The organism is Paenibacillus sp. FSL R7-0313 (genome assembly GCF_037969885.1).
In the GTDB taxonomy this organism is placed as follows: Bacteria; Bacillota; Bacilli; order Paenibacillales; family Paenibacillaceae; genus Paenibacillus.
Window position 1 is genome coordinate 4684939 of the sequence record NZ_CP150219.1, and the last position, 19254, is coordinate 4704192.

15 protein-coding genes are annotated in these 19254 nt (G+C 43.4%); 4 read left to right on the top strand and 11 right to left on the bottom strand.

The window, feature by feature from the left end; all coding sequences use genetic code 11:
• Positions 1 to 136 precede the first annotated feature (136 nt).
• Entirely contained in the window at positions 137 to 1846 is a 1710-nt protein-coding gene (locus NSQ38_RS20370) for a histidine kinase (RefSeq protein WP_339783826.1), read from the top strand.
• Positions 1847 to 1857: 11 nt separating this feature from the next.
• Entirely contained in the window at positions 1858 to 3498 is a 1641-nt protein-coding gene (locus NSQ38_RS20375) for a response regulator (protein ID WP_339783827.1), read from the top strand.
• Positions 3499 to 3650: 152 nt separating this feature from the next.
• Here the strand turns inward: NSQ38_RS20375 and NSQ38_RS20380 are convergent, their stop codons facing one another.
• The 6 genes from NSQ38_RS20380 to NSQ38_RS20405 all read right to left on the bottom strand — a co-directional run bounded on the left by NSQ38_RS20380 (position 3651) and on the right by NSQ38_RS20405 (position 11061).
• A complete protein-coding gene (locus tag NSQ38_RS20380) occupies positions 3651 to 5336 on the bottom strand; it encodes an extracellular solute-binding protein (protein ID WP_339309497.1) in 1686 nt (561 codons plus the stop codon).
• Positions 5337 to 5524: 188 nt separating this feature from the next.
• Entirely contained in the window at positions 5525 to 6238 is a 714-nt protein-coding gene (locus NSQ38_RS20385; RefSeq protein ID WP_339790620.1) for a glycoside hydrolase family 16 protein, read from the bottom strand.
• 311 nt (positions 6239 to 6549) lie between these two features.
• Complete coding sequence (locus NSQ38_RS20390) at positions 6550 to 7254, bottom strand: ankyrin repeat domain-containing protein (RefSeq protein ID WP_339783828.1); 705 nt, start codon at positions 7252 to 7254, stop codon at positions 6550 to 6552.
• A gap of 10 nt (positions 7255 to 7264) precedes the next feature.
• The gene (locus NSQ38_RS20395; RefSeq protein ID WP_339783829.1) at positions 7265 to 8773 is read right to left on the bottom strand and encodes an S-layer homology domain-containing protein; all 1509 of its coding nucleotides are present in this window, start codon (positions 8771 to 8773) and stop codon (positions 7265 to 7267) included.
• A gap of 119 nt (positions 8774 to 8892) precedes the next feature.
• Positions 8893 to 9585, bottom strand: coding sequence for a response regulator transcription factor (locus NSQ38_RS20400; RefSeq protein ID WP_047843050.1), 693 nt, complete (start codon positions 9583 to 9585; stop codon positions 8893 to 8895).
• 6 nt (positions 9586 to 9591) lie between these two features.
• Complete coding sequence (locus NSQ38_RS20405; RefSeq protein WP_091030238.1) at positions 9592 to 11061, bottom strand: HAMP domain-containing sensor histidine kinase; 1470 nt, start codon at positions 11059 to 11061, stop codon at positions 9592 to 9594.
• Between the two features lie 203 nt (positions 11062 to 11264).
• On the opposite strand from NSQ38_RS20405, the gene NSQ38_RS20410 reads away from it, so the two are divergent.
• Entirely contained in the window at positions 11265 to 12092 is an 828-nt protein-coding gene (locus tag NSQ38_RS20410) for an AraC family transcriptional regulator (RefSeq protein ID WP_339783830.1), read from the top strand.
• 79 nt (positions 12093 to 12171) lie between these two features.
• On the top strand, positions 12172 to 12510 hold the full coding sequence (locus NSQ38_RS20415) for a cupin domain-containing protein (RefSeq protein ID WP_339783831.1): 339 nt from the start codon (positions 12172 to 12174) through the stop codon (positions 12508 to 12510).
• 150 nt (positions 12511 to 12660) lie between these two features.
• Here NSQ38_RS20415 and NSQ38_RS20420 read toward each other — a convergent pair whose 3' ends face one another.
• The 5 genes from NSQ38_RS20420 to NSQ38_RS20440 form a co-directional block, all read right to left on the bottom strand.
• Positions 12661 to 13797 (bottom strand): choline esterase, encoded by a 1137-nt coding sequence (locus tag NSQ38_RS20420; RefSeq protein WP_339783832.1) that lies wholly within the window; start codon positions 13795 to 13797, stop codon positions 12661 to 12663.
• Positions 13794 to 14453, bottom strand: coding sequence for a TetR/AcrR family transcriptional regulator (locus tag NSQ38_RS20425; RefSeq protein WP_339309490.1), 660 nt, complete (start codon positions 14451 to 14453; stop codon positions 13794 to 13796). Before NSQ38_RS20425 ends, NSQ38_RS20420 begins: the two co-directional genes overlap by 4 nt.
• A gap of 210 nt (positions 14454 to 14663) precedes the next feature.
• Complete coding sequence (locus tag NSQ38_RS20430; protein ID WP_339783833.1) at positions 14664 to 15503, bottom strand: copper amine oxidase N-terminal domain-containing protein; 840 nt, start codon at positions 15501 to 15503, stop codon at positions 14664 to 14666.
• A 156-nt stretch (positions 15504 to 15659) separates the two neighbouring features.
• A complete protein-coding gene (locus NSQ38_RS20435; RefSeq protein ID WP_339783834.1) occupies positions 15660 to 16742 on the bottom strand; it encodes an ABC transporter substrate-binding protein in 1083 nt (360 codons plus the stop codon).
• 229 nt (positions 16743 to 16971) lie between these two features.
• Complete coding sequence (locus NSQ38_RS20440) at positions 16972 to 19245, bottom strand: glycoside hydrolase family 3 C-terminal domain-containing protein (protein ID WP_339783835.1); 2274 nt, start codon at positions 19243 to 19245, stop codon at positions 16972 to 16974.
• Positions 19246 to 19254: the final 9 nt, after the last annotated feature.

The following is a 19254-nucleotide window of genomic DNA, read 5'->3' on the forward strand; positions in this document are numbered from 1 at the left end:
CCCATGTTCTAAATTTTGTATTTTACAAGTCATCGTGAACTTGTATATTAAAATTATAGCAATGGAAATTTGCGATCTATATCCTAATATTGCAACAACGATATCACTATTTTAATGAGATTTAGGAGGTTGGACTTTGTTTACACGTATGAATGTCTTTACCAAAATTACATTGTTGTTTGTGATGCTGCTTATTTTGGTATTGTTTCTCTACACCTACTCGAATCGCGAAAGCGTGCGAGTTATCGAACATGAGATTCAGAACAATACGATGAATCATCTCTCGACATTTGCAGATTCAGTGGAATCCAACATTTACCAATTGTCATTATATGGAATGTCCATTGGACAAGATTCCAGCATTCAGGAATATCAACGTCCCGACTACAAGGACATTCCCTATGAACGTGTGAAAGTTGGAAGTGCCATTCTGGAAAAGATGAATCTGTACAACGCAGCAAGCAAATGGCATTCGACCATCACACTATACTTCCCAAGGATGCAAAAAGTGATATCAACGGATTATTATGCTTACATTCCGTACAGTGATAATGAATTTAAGGATTCCCTATCGCAGTCCTGGACCTATGCCGAGAATCAGTTTATCTGGTACACGACAGACCCAACGACAGCCATGGTTCAACCCGACAAAGCTCGATTAATTACCAAAATCAGTTTTCCAGTTCATCACTTAACTGCACTTCTTAATCAAAACAAGTTAAATAATAAAGGTGACCCGTTCATGTTCCATCCCGATTATGGGTTAATCAGCAATAGTTCTGGAAAGGAAACCTTGAACGCGATCCTGCCTTCCCTGAAAGAAGCAAAACTGCAGGCCAGCGGTGGATTCAGTACAACGTTGAACAAAACGGAATATTATGTCTCCTACATTCAATCCAAGAGCCTCGGTTGGTATTATGTTGACTATGTGCCGATGCAGCAGATTTTGAAACCGATTACGAGCAGTCGGAATCTCTTTTACGCTTCAATTGCCGTTCTGATCGTGATGAGCGTTGTTGTATTATATACACTCTACCGAAGTGTGCAGCTTCCACTCTTACAGTTGGTGAAAGGGACGAATCGCTTGTCCACAGGGGACTTTTCCGTTCGGCTTCATCATTCTGCACGCAATGAGTTCAGCCTGTTATTTGCACGTTTCAACATCATGGCTCAACGAATTCAAGAACTAATTGAGAATGTATATGAGGAGAAATTACGAAGTCGGGAAGCCACACTCAAACAGTTACAATCGCAGATTAATCCGCATTTTCTATATAACTGCCTGTTCTATATCAAGAACATGGCCCGAATGAAAAATGAAAAGGCCGTGGTAGCCATGGCACTGAATCTGGGAGAGTATTACCGATACATAACCAGGTCCGAAAAGGATCAAGCCACGCTTCGTGAAGAACTGACGATGGTCAAAAATTATTTGGAAATCCAGTCACTTCGTCTGGAACGAATGCATTTTACAATAGACGTGCCCCATGATATTTTAGATAAAACAGTTCCCAGACTAACCCTCCAGCCTATTATTGAGAACGCTATTATTCATGGTCTGGAGCCCAAATCGGTAGATGGTGAAATTAAAATCTATGCGGACTGCGAGGGTGATGTATACACGATTATCGTGGAGGACAGCGGGCTTGGCATGTCTGAGAAACAGCTTGATCATCTGAGGGATAATCTTCTTAAACCGCTGGATGAGAATATGGGATGTGGTACATGGAATGTCCATCAGCGTTTGTCTTTCCTGTACGGTGAAGGATCTGGACTATCTTATGAACAGTCTTCAATGGGTGGAATTAAAGTTAACATCACATGGCACGACAATACAGACAAGTAGGTGAACGACCCATGCTGCAAATATTACTAGTTGACGATGAACGTTCCGTCGTGGAAACGCTGGCAGAGACCATTCCGTGGGAAAGCTGCGGGATCGGTACAGTTCATGAAGCCTTATCCGGTGCAGTAGCGCTGGAAATTATGGACAACCACGATATTGACATTGTAATTACGGATATACGTATGCCCGAAATGTCAGGCATTGCACTAATTACAGCGATTCATGAAAAGTGGCCGCATGTGCAGACAATTCTTTTATCAGGTCACGCCGACTTTGAATATGCGAAGCAGGCCATTGCACAGGAGAGCTTTGATTACTTACTGAAACCTGTTAGCGATGAAGATCTGATCGAATCCGTGCAACGTCTTGTTCATCGAATTAAAGAAAAGTGGGAAACAGCAGCATCTCATCAAAGAGCCTTACACGCCTTTCAGGATCATCTGCCATTGCTTCAATCCACGATGCTCCATGAGTTGCTGACTGGAAAAGTCTATGATCAGAAGACGCTGGCAGACAAGCTTGATCTGCTGGAACTTCCCTACTCCGTAGGAGAAGATCTCGGCATGCTGATTATCCGTATGGAGAAACATCTATCGGATATGGCACACGGGGACCTGGCCCTAATGGAATATGCGATATGTAATATCATAAGTGAAGTGATGCATAATCATTTTCATATCTGGCATACACGTGACGTGCACGATTACATTGTTGTTCTGGTAAGCATGAAACATTCCACAACGATGAGTTATAGCCGGAGTGAGACGCCTCAGACATTGCTCGAGCAGTACGCTGCCCAGATTCAAACTAATGTTCAGTTATACTTAAAAGGTGCAATCTCCATTTCCGTCTCCAGTTGGGGCAAGTTCCCCCACGAAATTGGAGAACTCTATGAGCGAACGGTCATGTCCATGCGTAAACGGATGGGTCAGGTGCAAGGTTTGTTTGTCACCGCTTCCGATGAAACGGATGCCAATCCTCTACATACGATCAGGTCGCTTTATCAGCCACCAACGTTGATTAGCCTGCTCGAAGCTGGTCGCTTTGAGGATGTGGAACAGAAAATCGAGCACATATTTGAGGAACTGCTGCATTCCAATGAACATCATGATATTGCCGAGTCAACCTTTGAGGTGTATTTTGCTATTGCGGGCGCGTTTGCGTACATCATTCATAAAAATGGCAAACAAATCTCTTCTTTGATTCCAGCAGAGTCCTATCGTTACTTTCAAGCTCCCAGTTACTCCACTGCACAGCAATTACAGGACTGGTCCATACGCACACTTCATTACATACGAGATGATGCTGAACAAGAGCTTAGAGACAATCACAGCACCATTGTGCGCAGCGTCAAAAGTTTTGTCGACCTTCATCTGGCTGGTGATGTATCACTGCCTGCAATTGCTGACCATGTTCATCTGCATCCAGTGTACTTGTCCAAGGTGTACAAGGCGGAGACCGGCGAAGCACTTACTGCCTATGTGTACCGGTTAAGAATGGAGAAAGCAGCCTATCATTTGCGAACATCGACCGCCAAAGTGTTTGAGATTGCTGAACTTGTCGGTTACAACAATACCGCATATTTCATTCGAGTCTTTAAGAAATTTTATGATCTTACTCCGCAAGAATATCGGGAAAATCTGCCGGTTTAAGAACTCAGGCCAGACTTGACGTCCTAGTAATCTCTCCGGTTTCCCCTTCTCCATATCAAATACAAAAAGGCATTGCCGGAGATCTTCTCCTGCAATGCCTTTTTGGTGCTTATGTGGCCGGGATGAATCATTTCAGCCAGCCCTGCGTCAACCTATTTTCCGCTTTTCACGGAATCATACCACTCGTTAACTTCTTTTGTAATCTGATCTCCACCTGAAGACTTCCACTTCTCAACAAATGAGTCGAATGCATCAACAGAGGTTTTGCCATATACAATTTGAGAGAAGGTGTCTTTCTCCATCTTTGTTAAAATGTCATTGTTCATCTGCATCGTCATTGAAGGTGCACCAGTAAACATTTGATTGAACACGATATCCTTTTGATCCAATACAATCTTGGCTGCATCAAGCATAGGTGTTGGTACACCTGATTTGATTTTTTTCTCAAATGGCGTTGTTGGTTCTTCACCACTTGCCAGCTTCGCGAGTGTTGTCATACTCAGATTCGGAATTCGCGCTCCATCAAAAGTCAAAGTGTACTTCTCGGGAGCATAACCACCTGTAAGACTTGCATCGGTTGATGGTTTCCCATCTACCATAACCCAATCGTATCCTTCCGCAAATCCATGCTCAAACTCATCGCCCTCTTTAGGATTCGCATAGTGATCAAAGAGATAGTTCTGATAGGTGAAAAAGGCTTCCGGATTTTTCATGTCTTTGTTAATCAGAACTACGCCGTTTCCGTTCGACGTACCATGTCTTCCTGCTTGACCGTTTGGACCGGAAGGAATGGGATACGCCTTGTATTCAGCCTCAGGATTGTTTTTCTTCACATCCTCCAGCGGCCAGGATGGCATCCAGTGAGGACCTACCACAATACCTGCTTTTCCGGCAGTAAATTCTTCAGCTGCTTTTGTCTCGTCATACACACCGGCTTCTTCCGGGATATACCCTTTGCTCATCCAGCTCTGTAATTTGGCCAAAGCCTGTTTTGCACCAGGTGTAACGGAACCGTATTCAAGTTTTCCGTCTGCCGTCAGATTCCATTGGTTTGGCATTGTACCATAAGCGCCAAATACCCATCCAGCTTCTGACATCCATGTGTTCAGCCAGTTCTTGAAGCCAATGGTGAGTCCGTAAGTGTCCTGCTTCCCATTGCCATCCGGATCTTGATTCGTAAACGTTTCCATAATGACTTCAAGATCATCTATAGTTTTAGGTGCTTCCAGATTGAATTTCTTCATCCAGTCTTCGCGAATCCACATGACAGGATCACCATTATAGGAATAGTCCAGAATCGGAATACCGATCTTTTTGCCATCTTGCATGTATGGATACCATACGGAAGGATCTTCGTTTACGGCTGCTTTCCATGTGTCGCTGGCATATTTGTCAAACAACTCACCCGCATCGACAAATTTTCCAGACTCAATCAATTCACGCACCAGATTGAATTCGCCGCGATACGAAATAATGTCCGGCATGTCCGCATTGGAAGCAAGTGACAGGCGCAGTTTCGTCTCAAACGCATTATTGGTAGAAGGAGATATCCACTGGTTTTTCAACTCAATCCCGAGTTTCTCCTTGGCCCATTTTGTATGGACGTTGTTATCCTGATCCTCGCCTGGCTTAAATTTCACGTCTGGACCCCATGGTCGTAAATACGTAATGGATACTGGTGGATCATACTTTCCATCTTTGAGCTCCAACGTTGTCGCTGGTGTACTCGATTCTGTTTTCTTGTCGCTCCCGTTACTACACCCACTCAAGGCTGCAGATAGGGCCAATACACCGATCATGACCAAACTGCCTACTCGTCTCTTTTTACTTGTGTCCAACTTCGTTCCCCCAGTCTATGTAATGTTGCTTACAGGTTAATCATAATGAATGTTTGATATTTATGCCCATACTAATATTGCAACATTTATTGCATTAATTTAGGATATTGGATATTGAATACATATATTGAATAAATACAATACCAGAATATAGAAAAAAGCAGCCGCTAACGGCTGCTTCAGTCTGCTTAATTACTCGTATATTTGACCCAATCGTACTCTGCATAGAGCGGATTAGCCCCGTTATAAGGACCGAGCCAGCTATCTACTCCTGTTCCATTCCAGAGGTTCATCATGATTTTTCCGGGTGTTTTAGGAATATTGCTGGTTGCCGTGTGTTTCAGTACACCATCAACATACCATTTGATATATCCGGGCTGCCAGTCAAATGCATACGTATGGAAACCTTGGGATGCATCAAAACCTAGATTGATAATCTTCTCATGATTACCAACTCCATTGGTGTAATAATTAAACTGCACTTTGGTTGTGTCTTTTCCTAAAAATTCGATATCAATCTCATCCCATTGGGTGCCATGTGCGGGCCCTGTGTATGTGAAAAATGAGGAAACTACACCTGTGTTCTTGGCAGGTTTCATACTGACTTCATACAAGCCGTACCCATACGTATTCGTGGAACGGTACTCTCCGCAATCAAATTTGTTCTGTGCAGAGCTGGTCAAACCAAGCTTAAGCTTGCCGTCACTTGTAAAATTAACATTGTTAGCCCTCCACGTACAGTTAAACATGTTCCCGTTGGAATACCCATCTGCTTTTTGCCACGTACTTGCGTTAAAATAGGTTAGAGGTTCCCAGAACACATAACCCGCGAAAGCGCTTACTGAAAAAAACAAAGAGACGACACCAGTCACCACCAACGTATACCAAGACTTTCTCTTCATCATACACCTCCATGAATAATTCCAACATGTACAAGCAGTATAATAATAGATAGCGCTTACATGGTTGGTATTTCCATTTTATCTGGAAGCAGAGTAGTACACTATAGCAAACTTTAAAGCAGAGATATTCATTTTTTAAGATTCTCGTTTCCGTATCTCATTATGACACGTAAAAACTATGCTACTTTCATACACGTAAGATTGATTGAATGAAGCGCCTGCCCTTCAGCATAGAAGGAATCAGGCGCTCCATGAAAACCATTTTTACATCTATCTCAACATGTTTGTTAATTTACTCACCCTAAAAGGGTCTATTTCGCACCAGCTTGTACCAAAATGTCTTCAAATTCCTTGAAGCCTTTATTCTGCGCATGACTGAGTGGTGACACCCCATCACGATCCGATATGTTTACGTCTGCTCCGTGGTCAATGAGTAATTGTATCGTCTCCTGCTGTTGAGCATTGCCATCGTTAAGAATGATCGCTTCGAGTAGTGCTGTCCATCCCAATTGATTCACATGGTCCACATCCACCGAAGTTTGAGTCAGTAATTCTTGCACTACATCCACATATCCATGCTCCGAAGCTGGAATAAGCGCTGTCCCTCCATATCGATTCGTTATCGCTGGGTCCGCTCCCGCCTCAACTGTCAGCTTCAAAATATCCAAGTATCCTTCAGCGCCAGCATACAGAAACGGGGTATTTTGCATATCGTCCTGTATATTCACATCTGCCCCCGCTTCAATTAACACTTTAGCCGATGTTAGATCATTATTGTAAGTTGCAATCATTGTAGCGGTTCGTCCACTCTGATCTTGAGCATTGATATTGGCACCTGCTTGAATCATTTGTTCGATGCGTTCAGTATCGCTGTCCTCTACTGCCTTGAACAGCTGCTCATCTGCTGAAGTCATGGCCTTTTCCTCCACGTTGGAGTCGTTTCTCATTTCAGGCACGCAGCCTTGAACGATCAACATACTGCTTATCAGGATAACGATGATCAGCGATTTACTCATACTGCCTCCCTTACTCCAGTGTCACGGTGACCGAAGAAGCGACACTCCAATCGCCAACTGGGTTTATTGTATACGTAGTACCCGGAGTTAACTTCCCATCATTTGTTAGGTCGAATACACCCGTCGCACCTTTTCGACTTGAATATTTATAAGTGGCCGTCAGAACATCCCCGCTAGGTGAAGTTAACGTTACACTTCGACCAGAGAACAGTTCATCCCCAGGGTCCTGGTCAAGCGTAACTTCAATGGAGGTTTCGCTCACTGCTTGAGCACTTGCAACCACCAACGAATCAAACGATTTCGCTGTAAATGAAGCATTTTCTAGGTTCGCCCAATCCGAAGTAACCGTATATGTGACACCTGATTTCAGCGTTTGACCCTCAGGCAAACGGAACTTCGGTTCTTGTTTACCATCTGTGGATTGTGTGAACGGAACATATCTGGCAACGATAGGCTCGCCACCTTCTGGCGTAATTACAACTTGTCTTGCTTGCATGGAAGAGATGATTTGAACCGTTTTGCCTCCTGCTTGCTCTTGATCATTCAGCACAAATGCATTAGCTCCTCGGCCACCGCTGTAAGCCGAAATGATGTAACCGTAATCCACTACACCGTTCACTTGCAGTGCTTCAATCTCGAATGTATCATTCGTTACTTGACTAGCCGTTGTCATGTTTATTTTCGTGCCACTACCTTCAAAGGACCCAGCGTCTTGCCCTTTGTAAGTCAGGTTGTACACTTCACCAGCATCTTGTACGGACGTTGGAACGATGTAAGTCGCAATTGACCCTGTTTTCAAACGGGGCATATTGGTTAACGTCAGCCCAGCACTAAACGCAAAATCCGTTTGTGCCTTGGCAAAAGCTTCATTCGCCGCTGTCAGCGGTTTGTCAAAAGTTACAATTAACGTAATGGCATTCAGAGATCTAACGCTCTTAATTTGAGCTTGCTCCGAAGGAATAGCTTGGTGTGCAGTTTGCAACAACACCGCTGTTTCGCCACGCGTTGCTGTACCGTTCTCGGAGTAGAACTCGCTCATCCAATGGTGAACGGACTTTACATCACGTTGCATTGCTTTAGATACGACTTGTTCGAGTTCAGCATCCGACACTTGAGTCTGCGGATTGAATTGTCCATCGTTAGCTTGCATGATGCCGAGTTCAACAAGCTTTGACGCATATGGCGCATACCATGCATTGGGATTTACATCCGTTAATTCTACGGTTTCTCCCGTCTTGCTCTCCAAATTAAATGTTTTGAAAACCAATGAAGCTAACTCCGCACGGGTAATTGCTCGATGTTCACCCATAGATTGATCTGCATATCCGTTCATGATCCCCAAGCTATTCAGATCCTTGATAGCAGTTTCAATCTGTTGTTGGGTAAGCTGTGCGGTTGTTGCTGCAATGTTAGTAACGTATGTAGCTGCATGTACTTGATTCGCAGTTAGCGGGAATACTGCTGTACCTAATGCAGTTATGGTTAAAAAAGTAGCGATTTTGCGGGTTGTAGAATTCATAGTTGAATTCCTCCTCTATAGGTTGTAGTTGCCTGTATCTATAGAATAGAGGACAAAAAGAAACTCCCAAGGACAAAGTTATTAACAAAATATAAACTGGGTCTAAATTTTCACGAAACTTATGCAGTAAACCGATAGCCCGCGCCCCAGACGGTTTCGATATACTCTGGATTTTTGGGGTCTGTCTCCAGCTTCCCACGCAGTTTGCGAATATGGACGGTTACCGTCGCAATGTCTCCGGTGGAATCCATGCCCCAGATCCGCTCGAACAGATCAGATTTGCTGAATACACGATTGGGATGACTCGCAAGAAATACAAGTAACTCGAATTCCTTGGTTGTAATCGCCACCTCTTCTCCATTAACAAAAACGCGGCGTGATCCTTTATCAATGTGAAGCCCGCGAATGTGGATTTCATCCTGCTCAGCTGGTTTGTTTTTACCAAGTAGTCTCTCGTATCGGGTCAAATGAGCCTTTGCTCGCGCAACTAATTCACTTGGGCTGAACGGTTTTGTAATAAAGTCATCAACTCCCAGATTAAATGTCCTGATCTTATCGATTTCTTCCTTTTTCGCGGAAACGACAAGGATGGGCACCTCTTTTACCTCGCGAATGCGCCTGCAACATTCGAAGCCGTCGAGTCCCGGAAGCATCAGATCAACAATGATCAGATTATAGTCCCCCTCCAGTGCCTGTTTCAGGCCTTCATCTCCAGTATGGCAGAGATCCACAGAAAATCCGTTGAGCTCAAAATAATCCCGTTCCAGTTCCGCGATCGTTGTTTCATCTTCAATGATCAAAATGTTTGCCATTACTCATTAGTCCCTCTCTTCATTCAGCCGTTTCAGCTTGATATATATGCTCGTGCCATCATTAGGCTGGCTTTCTGCCCAGATGAAGCCCCCATGTCCATCAATGATTTGGCGGGCTATTGCCAGTCCAAGTCCACTTCCGCCCGTTGAGGAATTGCGGGATTGTTCTGCACGATAAAAGCGTTCAAATATATAAGGCAGTGCCTCTTCGGGTATTCCCCTGCCATTATCTTTAAAGGCCATTGTAATCCATTTCTCATCAGCTTGAAGTGTAATCTCGAACCGTTTGTGTTCATTCTCCATGTATTTGAGTGCATTATCCACCACATTAACAACGGTACGTTTTAACTTCTCTGGATCCACAGCAGCCATGGCGGGACCAGACACCTGGTTAATCCAATCCAGGGCAACACCTTTATCCTCCAGATCATATCTCAGCTCTTCGATGCTATCTTCAAGGAAATCAGCGAGATCAACTGTCTTGAACAGGAAAGGTTCTTGGTTCAAGTCGAGCTTGGAATACAAAAACAGTTCATCCACCAGCTTATCCATGCTAACTGCTTTGGAGTGAATGATATTAACGTAACTCTCCATTTTCTCCGGAGTATTAGCCACTCCGTCACGAATACCCTCAATATACCCTTTGATATTGGTAATCGGCGTACGGAGATCATGCGAAATGTTGGAGATGAGCTCTTTGCGGTTTACTTCGTCCTGCTCTCGTAATGCATAGGAGAGCTGTAATTGATTCCGCATGCTCTCAAACGCTTCGCTGAGTTGACCAACCTCGTCATTGGAGTTTAGCTGAAGCTTAAAGGATAGATTGCCATCTTTAATATGTTCGGCTGAACTTCGTAGTTGATTCAATGGCTTAATGAAGCTGCGCGTGATCCAACGGAACAGGAGTAGATTTGCAATGATGAGGACGCCAATAAGCAGGAATGACATCACAGGTAGCAGTTTGCGAGTAAGCTCCGCAAAGGGGCTTCTCTCGCGAATGACAAAGATACTCCCTCGTTCCCCGTCTGAATACTGAAAATCAAATTTTGCATACGCGTAAAATCGCTCACCAATATTGAAGGTGCTCCGAATCTGGTAATTGTTAAGATCATAGGCAGGCAGTGCTTGCTTCAGCTCTGGCTGGTTGAAGGTCAGCGATTCGAAGATCTGGCTATTCTCCCGTCTGACGTAGAGCCCTGACTTCTCAGCTCGAAGCTTCATATCATATTCACGCAGCAAAACCTTGTTCTGCAGGTCGTCCGGGTCATTTTTGGCCAGGAACTTCATCTCTTGAAAGATCGATTCTCCCTGTTCAGTCAGCGGGTTGATCTGATAATGTACCTTGTATATATCACGGAAACTCTGTAGATCCCCTGTGGCCGCAATCGTATACAGACTTGCCGTAAGCAGGATGAACAGTAGACTTATAACGAGCATGCCCGTGAAAGACAGTAGCATTTTTATTCGAATTGACATGGTTTCCCCTTTTCAAGCAAGCAATTGGATTAGTTAGTGCACATGTTAACACAAGATGGTTTCTATTGCCCATATGTAAAAAAGAGCTTTCTTTTTCATTATATATGTTGACAGTGATAATCGTTATCAATAATGTTGGAGTAAGGTGCACAACGATTTATCTTAGAATGACCGGCAAACACTTTTGAAATGAGGTACGTAATGTGAAAGTAGACGTTAATCAGTTAGCAGCGCATTTTGCACACATTCCATTTCAAGTAGAAGGCGTATATCGATATGCTAGAAATCCAGGGGTTCCCCAGGCTGACTATACCGATTCTTTTCCTGGATTTGTATTTCCTCTTACAGGAAAAATACAATTTCAATTTGATGGTACACCCTATATTTTTTCACCAGGAAAAGTTGTACATGGGGGCGCGAAAATGAAACTGGATCAAACCATGTTTCATAGAACGGACTGGGAATACATCCTCGTTTTATACCGGATATGTAGTTCGGACCTCGAAGATACAAGCTTTTCCCATCAGCATTTTGAATTATCAACGGGTCAGTCCCCACGTCTGATCGAATTAATCACGCGTCTTTGGCATGTGTATAATCAGCGTGGAGGTATTTCAAAGTTTCAGACCGAGATGCTGTTTCGCGATGTACTGAATGAGACTTTAATATGTGTTGATCATAGGCAAAATAGTGGTGAATCAGATGTTTTATTCGAACGGGTCTCTACCTATATCCAAGAATACTATGATCAAAGTCTGACTGTCGCATCGCTTGCAGAACAAAATAACGTTAATCGAAATCGACTTTCCTACGTGTTTAGAAGACATGCGGGTATGGGTCCGGCAGAATATGTTTTGAAATATCGTATAAACATGGCACAGCAAATGTTATTGGCAAGTGATGCGTCTGTACAACAGATTGCTGAGACCGTTGGCATTACTGACCCCTTTTATTTTAGCAGAGTGTTCAAGAAACAATGTGGTATTTCTCCTACGGAGTATCGTCTGAAGTTCATCAATAATCCATCCTGATTTCAATTGGCATCCATGTTATACAAAAGCTTAGATCAGTATACTGAACATATAGGATTAATACACAGGAGGAATGACGATGCACTATCAAGCTATTCAATTGAATGAGGAATTTGCGAAATTAAACGATCTTTGGTCTCCCAAACTTATTGGTGAAATGAATGACTATCATTTTAAGATCGTTAAGATTGCTGGAGATTTTGAGTGGCATGTTCATGAGGAGACCGATAAGTTATTTTTTGTGCTCGAAGGGGAAATGATAATTGATTTTCGTGATGGGCAAGTGAAGATTTCCAAGGGTGAGATGTATATTGTCCCTAAGGGAGTCGAGATCAAGCCTTCCGCCGAAAAGGAATGTCATATCATGTTGATGGAACCTGGAAGCGAAGTAAACACTGACGGGACTAAGGCCGAATAAGCGTCAGTTATTGGAACCAGGATGTCAATTTGCAATATCAGAGTCAGAGAGCCGATAACCGCGTAATAGGGTTATCGGCTCTGCGTCTGTACGGCTAGTTCTTTGACATGCATTAATTTACATATATTAATCAGTAGTCTCTCGGTTATGTCACTTGTTGCTGGTCTTCCTGATCAATTCCACACCATCGTATGCCAGGCTTTCCACACTTGCTGCCTTCTGCAGTATGTAATGATCAAAAAAGTTCTTCGCATAGTCTGTAACAATATTTCGCATCTCCATAGCATCCCGTTCACCTCTGAGTTCCTCATTAACACTTGTAAACACGATGTCACAGTAATCCAAATGTGCAACACGATCAACTGAGAAATAATAGGTCTCCATGCTATTGTTAGCGCCAATAATCGCATTCATATTATAGTTAGGTTCACAAAACAGTAGCAAGAAGGGTTTCTTAAGATCGCTGTCAAGAAGTCCAAACGCACCGCTATCCAAGCCAATCCCGCAGGCGAACCGGTCGTCATCCCGGCAAACCATCGCCGTCGTAGGCCCTCCATAAGAATGTCCGACTATACCCATGCCGATGTCAAGCAGCAATCTGCCCTTAAAGATGGAATTCAGCTCTCCAGAGTCCAGTTTGTAAAGATAATCGGCTACATACCTTACATCTTCTGCCTGTGATTCACTATACTCTGTTATCTTGGAAAGTATCGGTAGTGCAAGCACGTTACGGCACATCTCAATGGCAGTTTCATCGTCAGGACGCATCTCCATCTTACCAGCCAACGCCAGCATCTCCGGATCTTCACCAAACGCTGTAATGACATCCGAAAAATCCTTGGATACATTAAACAGGCGCCCATCTTTACGTTTATACATCGTGCTATTCTGATGGCCGATGCTTACCACAACATACCCCATGCTTGCCAAGTCTGTACAGAGCACTGTACCCCATTCTGGAGAACCGCCTCCACCGCAAACATAGAATAACACTGGATAGCGCTTTTCCTTCCCGGAGAGAGCAAGGTCGTCGTAACACTGGGTCTTGATATCTATAGAGAAAACATCCTTCAACGCAGTGACAAGTGGCTGCTCATTAAACATCCCGTAGACTTCAGGAAACATGTACGTTGATGTAGTTTTACCTTCGCTACTGTCAGACGGATAATACACAAAAGCGGTCAGTTCTCTTTTGGTGTAATCTGATGCCGTGTACTCAAAATCCATCTGGGTTCGACCGACAGTATAGCCGCCAATTGGTTCTGGAAATACGTCATAGGTTTTCATTTTCTTTCCCCCTTGAGATCGCTAACCATTTCAGAATATTTATGATCTTCAAGCAGTCCATGGCCCATAAATTCAGCAAAGTATTTGCTGATCTTATGTTGCAGCTTAGAGTCCTTAATATCGAATTCTCTAAAAAACAAGATTAAATTAAGCTGCATTGACTCAAACATAAAAGAAATCAGGTCGTCGTCAACATCCGGTCGGAGATATCCATCAACCCTCATTCGGCGTAAAATGTCCTTGATCATGGGGAATGACTCGCCCTTTAACACATTCACATATACTTTAAGCAAAATGTCCTCAGGAATATATGAAAATGTTTTAGTCAATTTGATTTCCAACTCATTCAGCGGCTCGGTCACCATGCCATTAACGTTACCAAATAAGCCAGTGAGGAAATAGCTGTAAAGGGAATCTTCATTACTGTTACTAAAATATGCAGCTCTTTTCTGGGTCACATTACGTATTAATTGACAATAAAGGTCATCTTTGTCTTCAAAATATCGATAAAATGTTCCGGGGTGCATGGACAAACTATCCAAAACCATCTTCATAGTTATATCCTCGTAAAGGTTATTAACAAAAAGATGCATAGCGCTATTCGATATTTCCTCGCGCCTTGCTTCATCTAAACGAAAGAAAGAATTTTTTGGCATAGATTACTCCTTAATGTGAAGTGTGAACTGATTCACACTATACTGATAATATATTCACAAGTCAAGCTGTCTTGAAAGATTAATATCACTATAAAAAGATTCAGGAAGAAATATGCTAGAGCCGCTGATCATCGTGATCAGCGGCTCTTTGAGATGTTTGTATTATTGTTCTTTAATTGGTGACGTATGAATATCGGATCAGATATATATTCAGCGAGGAAGCACTTCAAGCACCTTACCGCTTCCATCATCGATAATACGTATCTTATTGTCATCTATGAGTTGAATACTACCATCTGAATTCAAAATTTCATGCGGCTCCATTACCCCATGAGCAATGGATTTGCGAATCAGACCTTTATTTTTGAATACCAACGTGTAAAGATCGTAGTCTTCTATTTTTCGATTAGTGTGTTCAATGATGACAATAAGTAGATTTTGGGGACTCCTCTTGAAATTTATCTTGAGATCATGAGTATTCACATTAATGTCCTTTATACCTAACGGAATTGAGCTCTTTTGTCCAGTAGAAGCATTCGTAATTTCAAGATCTCCTTTTGTAGCGCGAATGACATAGGTGTAACCCATGTCGCTACCATAAAAAGTATCGGTATAATTGCTCAGCCCAGTCACGGTTATCTTATTCGTCTTCGTATCTCGATGAGTCACTTCCCCGTCCAAAGCAGATGCAAGAAATCTAATGGGCACATAAAGGTGACTAATATACGACACAGGTTCTGTGCCCATATCTACTTTTTGACCATCCACTTCGGCAATTCTGCTTCCCAAGTGCACAACAATATGCTTCTCACTGCTCTTCAGTACGGCCGTCTTATCATCTTCCATCCCCCACACTAGGCCTTCCTTAATACCAAGTGAGAAAAAGCTTCCATACGTGACTCCATCCTTGATTAACGTCTCAACATGGTTAATACTACCGTCTGCCCACTGAATTTCCAAATCAACGTATTTGGATGCCGCTTCAGATTTTTGAGGCCCCAGTGGTAATAACACCGACATCACTAATGCAACGGCAACTACTTTTCTCATATGCTTCATCTTCACAGCGGCTCACCCATTCTATGTAATTTTTAACTATACAATAGTAACGTTAGATTCCAATAAAAGTTTGATCAGCTTGGAACAAAAATTGGGTCCCTGATAACAAAAAAAGCCGCTAAAATAGCGACTTTTAATGGTACTCATTTATAACCCGAGATCATCAGCGAGTCCTTCAACTCCTGTGAAGATGGAATCCCCGTAACCCCAGAAGTTGTTGAAATCGATAATGTAGATTTTTTTGTTTTTAACTGCGTTAACGTTTTGTACCTGTTTGTTGGCAAGCAGCTTTTCAATCGTCTGCTCAGGATCAATGCCACCTGCATACCTCGAAATAATCATTGCATCCGGATTAATCTCGATTAACTTCTCCAGACTGAGTGTGCCAGTTTCATTAATAAGCATATTATGCATATTGATTAATGACATTGCACTTTCAATAAACGTATCACCATTTCCGTTGTAGATTCCAATAGTTCCATCACCATTATCCGAAAATGATGCATAGTTGATCGTTTCAGAGCTAGCTCGGGCCGACAAGGCATTCTCGCGTGCTTTAAGCGTCTCAATATATGCCGCTGCATTGGCTTGTACGTTGAATATCTCACCTAATTCAGTAATATCCTGATACAGACTATCTAACGATGCATCAGGAACACTGGTGCTTTGTACGTACGTTTTAATCCCCATATCATTCAAGCTGCTTACTGTACCAACACCCCAGTCCGCATCCTCAAACAATCCACCACGCCCTACAACCAGGTCAGGCGTAGCCCCTATCGTCACTTCCTTACCTACATAGCCTTCAGCAAGCACAGGAATTTGTTTGAACTCATCAGCAATATCTTCAGGTACACTACCAAACAACGCAGCTACACCTACAAGTTTGTCTGTCAAACCAAGGCGAATCATCAGCTCGGCTGCACCTTGGGTATTGGCAACTACTCGTTCAGGTGCCTTGTCAAACGTTTGATCCTTCTTCACCCATGTGCCGTTCTCTGTTGTATAATTTGAAACGGTTACCGGGTAAGTTGTTTCAGCAGGTGCTGAAGCGTCTGCGTCGGTTTGTTCCCCATTTGTTGCTGCATTCGTGGCGCTGCTCTCCGCAGCTTGTTGTGAGTTGCCATTTGCATCTTCGCTGCCACCATTGTTACTTGAACACGCTGCGAGCACCAGGATCATTGCAGTAATTAAACAAAGAAACATCCCTTTTTTAACGGATACCAACATGTAAATAATCTCTCCCTTTTGAATTCTATCTTGTCGTTTAGACCAATATGTAAAATAACTATTGTCAGTATACAGTAAATGTCGAAGCATGTAAATGAGAACAATAATCAATATCATTCGTCTGATGAATTAAAAGAGACCCTCATATGGTGCCTCTTATTTTGGGCTCACAGAAAAACCAAGTTCATCTCCCCTGTACGGGATTGAACTTGGTTCCTCTTTTACTTAACTATTCATTACGTGCCTGGTTAACCTTGGCGATAAGTTCATTAATAATTTCATCAGGTGAACGCTCATTCATCCATTGTTGGCCGAACATTTGGAACACTTTGATCATCGGGAAATCTGCCCAGAATCCCACAAACTCCTCGTTAAGATATACCTTGTCCGTAACGTGCTCGTTCATTTCATTCAGGCAATGCTCCAATTCCTTTTTTGCCACAGGATCACTCATCCACTCACTGAGCAGACTGAATTTGTGGAACGTGATTTCTTCCTTACCAAAGTCACAATGTAGACGTTCCGTAATTCGGAGATCTTTAGACGAGCTGCCAAGTGAAATTTGGAAAAACCCGGTCTCTGCCACCCAACGGTTATACTTGGTGTTGTAATATGAGAAATCTCTCTCTTCCAGTTCAAAAGTAATCTTGCGTTTTTCACCCGGCTCTAGTTCAACTTTGGCAAAAGCTTTCAATTCTTTCTCTGGACGGGTCCATGTGCACTCTTCATCGTGAACATACAATTGAACAACTTCTTTTCCCTTGCGCTTTCCGGTATTTTTCAATTGGAAGGACACAGTAACACCGTTATGAGTCTGAGCCACTTCCAGATCCGTATAGGAGAACGATGTGTAAGACAATCCGTGTCCAAACGGGAATTGAGGTGCCAGTTCTTTCCGGTCATAATATCGATAACCCACGAACAGGCCTTCGCGATAATACAGCTTGCCGTTCTCTCCGCGAATTCGCATATGTGAAGGGTTGTCCGACAGTTTGACAGGGAATGTCTCAGAAAGTTTGCCCGAAGGATTTGTCTGTCCGAATAATACATCTGCAATCACTTTACCCATGCCTTGACCCGACAACCAAGAATGAATCACACCAGGTACATGCTGCACCCATGGGCGCATAGCCAGCGCGGAGCCGCTGCTCGTCACGACAATACACTTGGGCTGAACCGCGGCTACCGCGAGAATCAATTTCACTTGATGCTCGGGAAGATCAATGCCTTGCAAATCATGCATCTCCGATTCCGCATATTCCGGTTGGCCAACAAACAGTACAGCAACATCGGAATTCATGGCTAATGATACGCTTTCCTTGATTAGCTCATCATTGATGGAGTCATCCTCCGGGTACCCTTCTGCATAAGTCATGGTCATGGCATCACCAGCCAGATTTTTTATCTCGTCCCATGGAATATCGATTTTTGTAGGCGTTACTTTTGCACTGCCCGCTCCCTGTATTCTCGGTTTTTTGGCAAACCGTCCGATCACGGCAATCGACGAAATGGACTCCTGCCCTAGCGGGAGAATCGCGTTCTCATTTTTCAGAAGCACAATACTCTCGGCCGCCGCTTTACGCGCGAGTGCATGATAGTCCGAATCTGGAGAAGAATCCTTGTCTTTCTTGCCCGTTACCCGCTCAACCAGTTTCAAAATCCGGCCCACACTGCGATCCAACTGTTCTTCGGCAAGGCTTCCGTTCTGAACCGCTTCAATGATTGCTTTGGCATTGTAATTGGCGGGACCCGGCATCTCCAGATCAAGCCCGGCCTTCAGTCCGCGTATACGATCATTGACAGCTGTCCAGTCGGATAGAACAACACCTTCATAACCCCACTCTTCTCTCAAAATGTCATTCAGCAAATGTTCGTTCTCACTTGTATACGTTCCATTCAATAAATTATAAGAACACATAACCGTCCAAGGATCGGATTTCTTAATAATACGTTCAAAGGCGCTCAGGTAAATCTCGCGGAGCGTTCGCTCATCGATTTCCGAACTGGTTACCATCTTCTCGAACTCCTGGTTGTTACCCGCAAAGTGTTTGACAGAAGCGCCCACGCCTTCGCTTTGGATCCCGTTTATAAACGCCGCTCCAAGTTCCCCCGTCAAGTATGGGTCTTCCGAGTAGTATTCGAAGTTTCTTCCGCCAAGCGGCGTTCTTTTCATATTGACACCAGGTCCAAGCAGCAGCTCAACGTCCATGGTTTTGGATTCACGTCCCAGTGCCACACCGACTTCATACAATAAATCCGTATTCCACGAAGAACCGATGGCTGAACCCGTAGGGTAACAGGTTGCGGGTACATTTTCCGTTGTAATCCCCATTTCTTCATCGCTGTTTGTTTTACGGATGCCGTTTGTCCCATCGTACATATGAACTGGCGGAATGTTTAACCGCTCGATTCCTTTTGTCATCCACATATTCAATCCTGCGCAGAGTGAAGCTTTCTCGGCCAGCGTTAATGCCGTCAACAATTCATTGATTGATTTATCCATAGTACTCAC

Bases quoted from the DNA above. Each gene is read 5' to 3' on its own strand.
- NSQ38_RS20420 (WP_339783832.1), bottom strand. From the start codon at position 13,797: ATGAAAACCTATGACGTATTTCCAGAACCAATTGGCGGCTATACTGTC.
- NSQ38_RS20430 (WP_339783833.1), bottom strand. From the start codon at position 15,503: ATGAGAAAAGTAGTTGCCGTTGCATTAGTGATGTCGGTGTTATTACCA.
- NSQ38_RS20425 (WP_339309490.1), bottom strand. From the start codon at position 14,453: ATGCCAAAAAATTCTTTCTTTCGTTTAGATGAAGCAAGGCGCGAGGAA.
- NSQ38_RS20440 (WP_339783835.1), bottom strand. From the start codon at position 19,245: ATGGATAAATCAATCAATGAATTGTTGACGGCATTAACGCTGGCCGAG.
- NSQ38_RS20400 (WP_047843050.1), bottom strand. From the start codon at position 9,585: ATGGCAAACATTTTGATCATTGAAGATGAAACAACGATCGCGGAACTG.
- NSQ38_RS20375 (WP_339783827.1), top strand. From the start codon at position 1,858: ATGCTGCAAATATTACTAGTTGACGATGAACGTTCCGTCGTGGAAACG.
- NSQ38_RS20435 (WP_339783834.1), bottom strand. From the start codon at position 16,742: ATGTTGGTATCCGTTAAAAAAGGGATGTTTCTTTGTTTAATTACTGCA.
- NSQ38_RS20415 (WP_339783831.1), top strand. From the start codon at position 12,172: ATGCACTATCAAGCTATTCAATTGAATGAGGAATTTGCGAAATTAAAC.
- NSQ38_RS20405 (WP_091030238.1), bottom strand. From the start codon at position 11,061: ATGTCAATTCGAATAAAAATGCTACTGTCTTTCACGGGCATGCTCGTT.
- NSQ38_RS20385 (WP_339790620.1), bottom strand. From the start codon at position 6,238: ATGAAGAGAAAGTCTTGGTATACGTTGGTGGTGACTGGTGTCGTCTCT.
- NSQ38_RS20390 (WP_339783828.1), bottom strand. From the start codon at position 7,254: ATGAGTAAATCGCTGATCATCGTTATCCTGATAAGCAGTATGTTGATC.
- NSQ38_RS20395 (WP_339783829.1), bottom strand. From the start codon at position 8,773: ATGAATTCTACAACCCGCAAAATCGCTACTTTTTTAACCATAACTGCA.